Here is a 10,716-nt window from a genome sequence, read left to right as displayed (position 1 = left end):
TACCGATAGCCACTAGCTGTCGGTTTTTTTTGCCTAAAACTTGCAAAAAAAATGGCCAACTTATTGTTAGCCATTACTCTATATTGGCGGCTTTAGGTCATCATTATTCAGGCTTATCAGCCTCAGTTAACCATTGGGGATGACACCAACCATTTAGAATATTAAGTACTTTTGGCTTACCCGTACCTTTGGTTGAAGAAAACGGTTCAACGCTCACCCAGTCACCAAATTCAGCCAAGTCTTTACGCACTTTATTTACCGTCTTCATTTTTGCACTTTGGGCTAATTTATCTGCTTTAGTTAAAAGTGCTAAAACGGGAATTTCACTTGCGACAGCCCATTCAATCATTTGTAAGTCTAAGTCTTTGAGTGGATGACGAATATCCATTAATACCACCACACCACTTAAACAGGCCCGTTTTTGTAAATATTCACCCAGTGCTGCTTGCCACTTAATTTTCATCGCAAGCGGAACTTTCGCAAATCCATAACCAGGTAAATCCACTAAGCGACGGTCAGCATCTAACGAAAAAACGTTAATTAGCTGAGTACGCCCAGGGGTTTTACTGGTCCTAGCTAAGCCTTTTTGTTCTGTTAACGCATTCAATGCACTCGATTTACCGGCATTTGAACGACCAGCAAAGGCTATTTCAACTCCAACATCGCCCGGTAGATACTCATCTAAATGAGCAATATCCGGTGCACTAATTAAAAATTTTGCTTGGCGAAAGTCGATACGAGATTCTGACACTGTTTGCTCCAGTTAATTACAAAAAACAACATAAACGTATAAATGTTTAACAAATGCTGTCTTTTCCACATTTTCGTGTAAAATATTAGCCCGATCACATTATATACCCAAGCCACAATAATGTGTGCGACGCTGTAAGGCTCATCTGCCATAAAAAAGCAGACTTTTAAGGTTAAAAGCTTGGGACAACTATTTTATCACGCTTACAGGTTAACCATGTAAGCTCAGGACAATAAATTAACAAGAAGTTGGAACGCCATGAAAAAGTTAGCTCTTGCACTCTCTATAGTCGCAACCATGTCAACACCAGCTATGGCAGCAGGTAATGCCGAAGCGGGTCAAGCTAAATCAGCAATGTGCGCAGCCTGTCACGGTGTTGACGGCAACAGCATGATTGACATGTATCCTAAGCTTGCAGGTCAACACAGCAATTATTTAGAAAAACAATTAACTGATTTTCGTGCTGCCGCTAAGACTGGTGGCAAAGAAGGCCGTATGGATCCAATTATGGGCGGTATGAGCATGGCCTTAAGCGATCAAGACATTGCAGATTTGGCGGCGTTTTATGCCAGCCAAAAGAAAACCGATATTAATGTTGCTGATGTTCCAGAGCTAGGTAAGCAATTATATCTATCAGGGGACAACGCTCGTGGGATCACCGCTTGTATTGCCTGTCATGGCCCAAAGGGTAACGGTATTGAAACCGCAGGCTTTCCAGAAGTCAGTGGACAGCATGCCAATTACATTAAAATTCAGTTAACCAAGTTCCGCGATACAAATCGTAACAACGACTTAAACGGTATGATGCAAGATGTTAGCAAGGCGTTGTCTAATGAAGACATCGAAGCATTATCTAAATATATTTCAAGCATTAAGCAGTAACATTCACTAACAATATTCAACACAAAAGGGCCTGAATGGCCCTTTATTTTTGCTATCAACTTTACGTTTACGTCAACTTCAAAAGATTCTTTCTTGACATCAATCACGCTTTTGGGGTTAAATACCTGCGTACCGAGATGAACCCAACTGTTTAAGCAATAAAAATAAGCTCTTTTAAACAGATTTCGGATACTTTACATTTAAGATATAAGAATAAAATCAATTAATAACAATAATATACTTAAGACCACTCGCTAATAATAACAAGAGTAGTGATTTCCCTTTGAAATCCCGGTCAATAGAATTTGTAAGACACAGACTAAACTTGGTCGCTTTGCTATTTAGCATTTTCTTACGCAACAGAGGTAAAAGCCAACAGCAATACAATTTGAAGGATTCAAATTGTCGCAACGGAAGCTAAACGCTGAGGATGCACTTGCTCGAAGCTTGTTATCACTGGAAGATACTTAAGACATGGATGGTTAACTTACGTCATTGAAGACGATTGGATATTGATGCGTCATTGAGACCATCTACGGAAACTGTGGTCAGGAAGGCAACAGATTGAATAAAGCGTCAAAGAAGACCAATAACAAATAAAAAGCATGGAAAGCGTTAAAAAAAAGAAGGATCCGACCGGGATAGTCGCATAGCAAGTATGGAAACTTGGAATCAGAATTAAGGTGCGTTTTGCACTGATAGTAAGGTGACTGTTTACAGTCACCTTTTTTTTATATTTTTTTCGGGCAATAGCACATTTATTACCCCCAAACACAACCATTGATATAAATGACGACATTTTATTTATATACTCAATTCATTCACTGCTTTAACGGAAATTGCTGTATTTAATGACCCTTTGCCCTCTGTGCACTCACCAAGCGAACTTCTTTATACAAGATAAAAAACGCGCTTACTATTTGTGCCCTCATTGCGGTTTAGTTTTCGCAGCGCCTAATTCACATGTGTTGCCCAATATTGAACGACAACGCTATGCTCGCGCACAAGAAATATCAAAACAAAAGTCGTTATCACAGTTCATCTTCCCGTTACTTGAACACATTGCCCAGCAGCAACCCAACCAAACATTATCAGGACTTAATTTTGGCCGAGTGCTGGACTCTAATAGCCTGGAACAAATCACCCAAGCCGGTCACATCCTCAATCAATACGACCCGTTCTTTGCCGCCAATCAAGAAGTACTCAACCAACAATATGATTTTGTATGCTGCTATAGAGTCTTTGAGCATTTTCGTTCACCACAAAAAGAATGGCGACTATTGAGCCAACTCGTGCGTCCCAATGGATGGTTAGCAATTAGCACCCCATTATTAAACAACCTGCAGCAATTTGAGAAATGGCATTACAAAACCAACCCCACACATGTGAGCTTTTATCAACAACTGACATTTGAATATATGGCCACCAACGCAAGTTTTACGCTATTATTTGCCTCGAAAGACTTCATTTTGATGCAAAAAACATCAGGATCTGATATAAAGCGCAACCTTATTTAGCGTCTTGATGCCATAAAGGCGTCAAGAACATGATTGACCAACTTAACGAGAACACCATGGCTCGCAGCAAAAAAACGCGTAAAGGCGGAGAAAACGGCCCTAAACATGCTCCTAGAGTAAAAAAAGCCGACCGTAACCAAGTTGATAGTAAGAAAAAAGACACAGGTCATAAGTCTGGCAGTCGTCACAATGAAACATTATTAAATTCACAAAGCCCACAAGCTAAAGGTGCGAAACGCAAAGATCCGCGTCATGGCAGCAAAAAGCCGGTGTCATTAGTTGCACCAAAAGCCATTACTGAGCCATTAAAGGCTAAAGTAAAACAACCTAAGCTCACTGATGAGCAAAAACTGTTAAAACTGGAAGATGATCCACGTCTAAACAAATTGCTCGACATGTTAGAAGAAGGTCATGAATTAAATGCCAATGACCAAAAATGGCTTGATGAGCAGTTAGACACCATTGAGCGCTTAATGAAAAACCTAGGTTTGGAAGATGGCGAAATGCCAGCCGAAGCGCCAGCTAAAGCCGCATCAGACGATGAGCTTTTAAACCGTTTTGAAAGTGGTGCTGATTTGCTTAATATGTACCAAAACAAAGACTAAAAATGATAAAGTGGCACTAATTAGTGCCACTTTTTTATTACCAAAACTCGCAACACAGTAATCATCCTCACCCTGTTGCAGGCGTTTAATGACCACTAAAAGGAAATTTCGTGTCGACTCACTTTGTTATTCCCGCCATTATCATCGTGCTCACCTTGGGCTGTTACGCCGCTTATTTACTATTAAAACTCAAAAAGCAAACCGCAGCTTATCGCCAAGCTAACCAAGACCGAATCACTCTAGCCAATGAGCGCCGCGAGTCGGTGATAACTGACATCCGCTATATTGCTGTGGCGATGTTAGAAGAACGCTGTGAATTATCTGAAGGCGTTATGCGCATTGGTAAATTGTTCGATGCGTTATCGTTAACTGAGCAAGTCACTAGTGACTACCCTAGCCTGTTTACGCATTACCAACTTATTCAGTCTCATCCGATAAAAGAAGAGCGTAAAGCCCTGCCTAAACAGCAACGAATGAAATTAGATTTCGCAAGAATGAAGTCAGAAGCGGAACTTGAAACCACCATCTTGCAAGAAGTGAAGCAAATCACCACTTTTGAAGTACCAGTAAAACATTAATGGCTCACCTGGCTTTTTAAGGGTCATTAAATAAACCGCAAGGCATAAACATTATATTGGCTTATATGACGTTGATGCCATCGCTCATCAGCATCAAATGCCGATTAAGTGCTAGCTAGCGCACTGAATAAAGTTCACACGCCACCAGCAGTCAAATTAATTTCCCTATTGCCTATTGCCTATTGCCTATTGCCTATTGCCTATTGCCTATTGCCTATTCAGGGTGCACCATAGTAATCACTTCATATTCAGTTAAATGTTGTGGATTGTGCGGTTTCATGGTTGGATAAACACTCAAAACCAATAAAAATATCATTCACACTAAAAAAGACCGTTATTTTTTAGTGGTAAAAAATGGAATCCACACATGATGACATCATTATTTCGCAGGTTGCTGCGCTTGATAGGTTGGCAACTAGAAGGGCAAGTTGATCCCAATAGTGCTTTTATTATGGCGGTTGGCCCGCACACCAGTAATTGGGACTTTATTATTGGCATCATCGGCCGCGGGGCTTTAGGCACACAAATAAATTTCTTAGGAAAACACCAACTATTTATTCCGCCTTGGGGCTGGTTATTTAAAGCGATGGGAGGTAGCCCTGTTGATCGCCGCAAACATAACAACTTAGTCGACGCAGCAGTGCAGCTATATCAACAGCAACCTTACTATAAACTTGCGCTCGCACCAGAAGGAACTCGCAGCCCAGTCACACGCTGGAAAACGGGCTTTTATCATATTGCAGTTAAAGCCAATATCGATATTGTCCCCGTGGGATTAGATTTTAAACGTAAAACCATTGTCATATCCGCTCCCTTTAAGCCGACCAACGACATTGAAAAAGACATGAATGCTTTATTAGATTTCTTTCGGACAATTCAAGGCCGTCACCCTAAAGTAATCCCAAGCTACAGTGCAACCCCAACTAAAACAAAATAATACAATGGTTTACGTGCGCACGAATAGTTAAGCCGCATCAATAATGCGGCTCACTTTTATTATGCTTTAGGTATTGTGAGTAAGGCTCCAAGCTCTTGCCCTGTAGGTTGCTGATAAGCATGCAAACCAAACTCTGGTAGTACCGCGAAAATATGGTCAAATATATCGCCTTGTATACCTTCATAATTGAACCACACCGTATCATTAGAAAAAATATACACTTCTATAGGCACGCCTTGGGTAGTGGGTGCTAACTGGCGCACCATTAAGGTCATGTCTTTACGCACCTTAGGGTGCTGATCTAAAAATGCCTGCAGATACGCTCTAAACGTGCCGATATTGGTTAAGTGGCGACCATTAATAAGCATGTCTGGATCAGCAACATCTGCATTGCCACTGCTTATCTCAGCAATAATTTTGGGTAAGTAGCTTTTTAAGCAATTCACTTTCTGTAAGCGTTCAATGTCTGCTTCACTTAAAAAGCCAATGCTATTTATGTCGATATTCACTGCTCGTTTGATTCGACGTCCACCCGACTCTGACATCCCTTGCCAGTTTTTAAATGCATCAGACACTAATGAATAAGCTGGGATCATGGTAATCGTTTTGTCCCAGTTTTGAACTTTAACCGTCGTCAAAGTGACATCAATCACTTCACCGTCAGCGCCGTATTTGTCCATTTGAATCCAATCGCCTTTGCTTACCATTCTATTAGCCGCTAACTGAATCCCAGCAACAAAACCTAAGATGGTGTCCCTAAAGACCAACATCACTAAACCTGTTGCGACCCCTAAACCACTAAAGAAATAAATGGGTGACTTATCTGACACTATCGCCACGACCACAATGAACCCAATAATGAACAAGAACAGTTTGATTAATTGCACAAAACTTTTAACTGGAATGCGGCGATTCATGCGGTTATTGTCAGAAATATCATCAACAGCATTTAACGCAGCGTAAATGGCGCGGATAGTGATAATGACCAGCAGTGCCGACAAGCTTCGGTCAAAGAACTCACTCATTAATTCATGCTCAGTCAAAACAATGGGCACGATGAGGTCGAGCAATAAAACGGGTACAAATAATGCTAAGCGCTCAAATACGCCGCGACTAACAAAAATATCATCCCAAGTGATTGATGAACGTTTGATCACCAAGTTGATAACCCGCACCACAAATTTTTGCGTGAAGTAATAACTTAAGCCAGCACAGAGCAAACACACCACAATAATGATGCTGGTCGTTAACCAGTCTGAAGGTTGCGCGTTAATGCCGATACTGGTTAACCATCGGGTTAGTTCGACTCGAAGATCTATGTTCACAATCATGTCCTTTACTAAAAATAAATTGCTGCACCATGTGTTAACACAATCACAATGCCGCACTAACAAACCGCCTCTCGCCACCAACAAGTGTTTCAGCAAACCCTTGTTTTAGCATGATCTTAAATCATCAAAATTGACCTAACACATTAAAATAACAACAATATGGATAACAGATAACAGGAGTCAATAATGAAGTATTACCCGTTGCTAATTGTCAGCATGTGCTGCGGCCTAACACTCACGGATAACGCCGCAGCTAACGAACAACCACAACAGTTTGCCCCTGCAGTGGCATTATTATTTGACTATGTTAACACTGAAAGTGACATGTATGGCATCACGCTTGCCCCACGTCATTATGACCCTAATTATGCCGCCTGGGGATATTACATTGGTTATGTAAAAGGCAATAAAACTAACCTACATTTACCCGAACCTAACGAAGGCTACCTTAAAGAATATATGTGGCGATTTGGCTTGAGCTATAGCTTAACCGAGAACATCAGCCTCTATGGCGGCGCGACTCACTATACCTATGAAACCAACACCACTAATAATATTGTGCCGTTAATAGAAGGCGCGGAGCCAGAATGGAAGCAAAATAATGAGCGCCACTGGGGAGCGGAAGTAGGCATGCGTTACCGTATTGCCCAAAAGTACATGCTAGGGGTGGGTTATGACAGTTACACTCAAGCGGCAATTATTAGTGTTGGGTTCACGTTATAATCGCCTCATAACAGCTTAAATGAAAACCTAATCACCATAAATCAACACATTTTCAGTGCAGATAACGGCAACGACTTAGTTGACGCTAACCGCACATTAAATGCCGTTAGCACACAGCGGTTAAGTTTAACCATAAAGTCACAACCCACTGACGTCAGTGGTGATTGGCTAAAAACACCTATAAGCTTGGTAGTACACCCGCTGGTAAATAGTCATTTAAACTAGCGGTACTCAATAGCTTATTCGCTTGCTCAATATCAGGAGCAAAATAGCGGTCTTTATCATAAAAACTCACCTTGCTTCTCAGTTCTGCTTTCGCCTTTGATACCGCCTGGCTTGGGGTTAACGGCATTCTAAAATCTAGCCCTTGCGCCGCAGCTAGCATTTCTATGGCTAACACCCCACGAGTATTCTCGCTCATGTAGCGCAGCCTGCGCGCGGCAAAGGTTGCCATCGACACATGATCTTCTTGGTTAGCCGAAGTAGGTAAACTGTCCACCGACCCAGGGTGGGCATAGGTTTTATTTTCAGACGCTAACGCTGCAGCCGTCACTTGCGCGATCATAAAGCCAGAATTAACCCCACCATTATCGACCAAAAATGGCGGTAGCTTTGACAAGCTTGAATCGATTAACAACGCCATTCTGCGCTCTGCAATGGAACCTAACTCCGCAATGGCAATCGCAAGGTTATCCGCTGCCATCGCCACAGGTTCAGCATGGAAGTTGCCTCCAGAAATGATGTCACCTGTATCTTGAAACACCAACGGGTTATCGGTCACACCGTTAGCTTCAACCGCTAACACTTCTGCTGCTTGACGTATTTGAGTTAAACATGCACCCAACACTTGTGGTTGGCACCGAAGTGAATACGGGTCTTGCACCTTTTCGCAATCCACATGACTCAAGCTAATTTGTGAGTCAGTCGCCAATAGATGACGAAAAATCATCGCTGAATCAATTTGTCCTTGCTGCCCACGAGCGGCATGAATACGGGCATCAAACGGACTGCGGCTTCCCATCGCGGCCTCAACACTCATCGCGCCAACAACGGAGCTGGCAGCAAATAAATCTTCACTATGAAATAACCCCTCAAGTGCCAATGCCGTAGACGCTTGCGTGCCATTTAATAACGCTAAGCCCTCTTTTGCCGCTAGCTCTAAGGGTTTGAGCCCTGCAATTGCTAACCCTTGCTCAGCACTGATGATTTCCCCTTGGTAGCTGACCTCACCTTCACCTAACAGCGGCAAACACATGTGCGATAACGGCGCCAAATCGCCCGATGCTCCTACCGATCCTTTTTCAGGCACGCAAGGATAAACTTCCGCATTCACCAGTGCGATCAAAAACTCAATCACCTCAAGGCGAATACCCGAAAACCCTCGGCTTAATGAGTTAATTTTAAGCACCATCATCAACCTTACCGTGGCATCGTGCATATTCTGCCCAATACCTGCGGCGTGTGATAACACAATTGAACGCTGTAATAGTTGTAAATCGTCTGGCGCAATTTTAGTGTTGGCCAACAGCCCAAAACCGGTATTGATGCCGTATACAGTACGACCTTCATTCAATACCTGCTGCACAATGCCCGCGCTGTGGTTAATTTCAGCTTTGGCCGTTTCAGCTAAGCTCAATTGCACGCCTTGACGACTAATTTGACGAAGCTGTGCCAGCGTTAACTCACCTGGCTTAAGTGTTAGGGTTAATGCTGTCATCATTATGCTCCTACCATGGGTAAATCGAGTTTTTGCTCTTTGGCACAGGTTTTTGCTATCTCGTAGCCGGCATCAGCATGTCGCATCACCCCTGTGGCAGGGTCATTCCACAATACCCGTTGTACTCGTTTAGCCGCGGCGTCGCTACCGTCACATACAATCACCACACCAGAATGCTGACTAAAGCCCATTCCCACACCGCCGCCATGGTGTAATGACACCCACGTGGCACCACTTGCAGTATTAAGTAATGCATTTAATAGTGGCCAGTCAGACACGGCATCTGAACCATCCATCATCGCTTCTGTTTCGCGGTTAGGGCTCGCAACTGAACCAGAGTCTAGGTGGTCACGGCCAATCACAACCGGCGCAGAAAGCTCACCATTTTTAACCATTTCATTAAACGCCGTTGCTAAACGCGCGCGGTCTTTTAATCCAACCCAACAAATACGTGCAGGCAAGCCTTGAAAGGCAATGCGCTCACGCGCCATATCTAGCCAATTGTGTAGGTGTTTATCATCTGGGATCAGTTCTTTGACTTTGGCATCGGTTTTATAAATATCTTCAGGGTCGCCCGATAACGCAACCCAACGGAATGGCCCAATCCCTTCACAAAACAATGGCCGAATATACGCCGGTACAAAACCTGGGAAATCAAACGCGTTTTCTACTCCAACCTCAAAGGCCATTTGTCGAATATTATTTCCGTAATCCAACGTGGCCGCACCGCGTGCTTGCAGCGCCAGCATGGCATTAACCTGCACAGCCATTGATGCTTTAGCAGCATCCACAACACCCGCTTCATCGGTTTGTCGCATCTTGGCCACTTGCGCTAAACTCCACCCTTGAGGTAAGTAACCATTTAGAGGATCATGGGCCGAGGTTTGGTCAGTCACGACATCAGGCGTAATTGCACGTGCAACTAACTCAGCAAACACATCCGCGGCATTTGCTAATAAACCGACAGAGACAGGCTGGCCAGTTGCGTTTGCCTCATCTATCATCGCCAACGCTTCATCAAGTGATGTGGCTTTTTTATCGACATAACGCGTGCGAAGACGAAAATCGATACGGGTTTCATCCACTTCACATACCAATACAGAAAACCCAGCCATAGTGCCAGCTAATGACTGAGCACCACCCATGCCCCCTAAACCACCGGTTAAAATCCATTTACCTTGTACTGAACCGTCAAAGTGTTGCTTAGCAACCGCTACAAAGGTTTCATATGTACCTTGCACAATGCCTTGAGTACCAATATAAATCCATGAACCTGCCGTCATTTGGCCATACATTGCCAAGCCTTGTTTATCTAACTCATTAAAATGCTGCCAATTAGCCCAGTGAGGCACAAGGTTTGAGTTAGCAATGAGCACTCTTGGTGCATCACTGTGAGTACGAAAAACCCCAACCGGTTTACCCGACTGCACTAACAAGGTTTCGTCATCGTCAAGGCGCTGTAAAACGGCAATAATCTTATCGTAACTTTGCCAATCACGGGCAGCACGACCAATACCACCGTAAACCACTAAATCTTCAGGTCGCTCAGCGACATCTGGGTGTAAGTTATTCATTAACATCCGCATTGGTGCTTCTGTAAACCAGCTTTTGCAGCTCAATGTTGTCCCATGCGGGGCAATAATCTTACGGTTTGGGTCGTGTCGTGTACTCATAT

Annotated in this window: 10 protein-coding genes; 6 read left to right on the top strand and 4 right to left on the bottom strand. The window is 43.3% G+C overall.

Features of this window, described 5'->3' with window-relative positions; all coding sequences use genetic code 11:
* Positions 1–103 precede the first annotated feature (103 nt).
* Positions 104–751 (bottom strand): ribosome biogenesis GTP-binding protein YihA/YsxC, encoded by a 648-nt coding sequence (yihA, locus tag G3R48_RS11610; protein ID WP_212593327.1) that lies wholly within the window; start codon positions 749–751, stop codon positions 104–106.
* A gap of 258 nt (positions 752–1,009) precedes the next feature.
* Here yihA and G3R48_RS11605 point away from each other — a divergent pair, with 258 nt between their 5' ends.
* The 5 genes from G3R48_RS11605 (at position 1,010) to G3R48_RS11585 (ending at position 5,270) form a co-directional block, all read left to right on the top strand.
* Positions 1,010–1,633 carry a c-type cytochrome gene (locus tag G3R48_RS11605; RefSeq protein WP_153665970.1) on the top strand — a complete coding sequence of 208 codons (624 nt, stop codon included), beginning with the start codon at positions 1,010–1,012 and terminating at the stop codon, positions 1,631–1,633.
* An 851-nt stretch (positions 1,634–2,484) separates the two neighbouring features.
* Positions 2,485–3,150: a class I SAM-dependent methyltransferase gene (locus G3R48_RS11600; protein ID WP_153665972.1), complete on the top strand. Its 666-nt coding sequence runs from the start codon at positions 2,485–2,487 to the stop codon at positions 3,148–3,150.
* Between the two features lie 56 nt (positions 3,151–3,206).
* Complete coding sequence (gene yihI, locus G3R48_RS11595; protein WP_153666039.1) at positions 3,207–3,755, top strand: Der GTPase-activating protein YihI; 549 nt, start codon at positions 3,207–3,209, stop codon at positions 3,753–3,755.
* A gap of 110 nt (positions 3,756–3,865) precedes the next feature.
* Positions 3,866–4,333, top strand: coding sequence for a DUF2489 domain-containing protein (locus tag G3R48_RS11590; protein WP_212593326.1), 468 nt, complete (start codon positions 3,866–3,868; stop codon positions 4,331–4,333).
* 367 nt (positions 4,334–4,700) lie between these two features.
* The gene (locus tag G3R48_RS11585; RefSeq protein WP_153665974.1) at positions 4,701–5,270 is read left to right on the top strand and encodes a lysophospholipid acyltransferase family protein; all 570 of its coding nucleotides are present in this window, start codon (positions 4,701–4,703) and stop codon (positions 5,268–5,270) included.
* A gap of 59 nt (positions 5,271–5,329) precedes the next feature.
* Here G3R48_RS11585 and G3R48_RS11580 read toward each other — a convergent pair whose 3' ends face one another.
* The gene (locus tag G3R48_RS11580) at positions 5,330–6,595 is read right to left on the bottom strand and encodes a mechanosensitive ion channel family protein (protein WP_212593325.1); all 1,266 of its coding nucleotides are present in this window, start codon (positions 6,593–6,595) and stop codon (positions 5,330–5,332) included.
* A 192-nt stretch (positions 6,596–6,787) separates the two neighbouring features.
* Here G3R48_RS11580 and G3R48_RS11575 point away from each other — a divergent pair, with 192 nt between their 5' ends.
* Entirely contained in the window at positions 6,788–7,324 is a 537-nt protein-coding gene (locus tag G3R48_RS11575; protein ID WP_153665977.1) for a TonB-dependent receptor, read from the top strand.
* 178 nt (positions 7,325–7,502) lie between these two features.
* Here the strand turns inward: G3R48_RS11575 and hutH are convergent, their stop codons facing one another.
* On the bottom strand, positions 7,503–9,044 hold the full coding sequence (hutH, locus tag G3R48_RS11570; protein WP_380714309.1) for a histidine ammonia-lyase: 1,542 nt from the start codon (positions 9,042–9,044) through the stop codon (positions 7,503–7,505).
* The gene (gene hutU / locus G3R48_RS11565; protein ID WP_153665979.1) at positions 9,044–10,714 is read right to left on the bottom strand and encodes a urocanate hydratase; all 1,671 of its coding nucleotides are present in this window, start codon (positions 10,712–10,714) and stop codon (positions 9,044–9,046) included. The genes hutH and hutU overlap by 1 nt, the downstream gene beginning before the upstream one ends.
* Positions 10,715–10,716 lie beyond the last annotated feature (2 nt).

It is taken from the genome of Shewanella intestini (assembly GCF_018221465.1).
GTDB classification, from domain to species: domain Bacteria; phylum Pseudomonadota; class Gammaproteobacteria; order Enterobacterales; family Shewanellaceae; genus Shewanella; species Shewanella intestini.
This window is presented reverse-complemented; position numbering and strand designations above follow the sequence as displayed.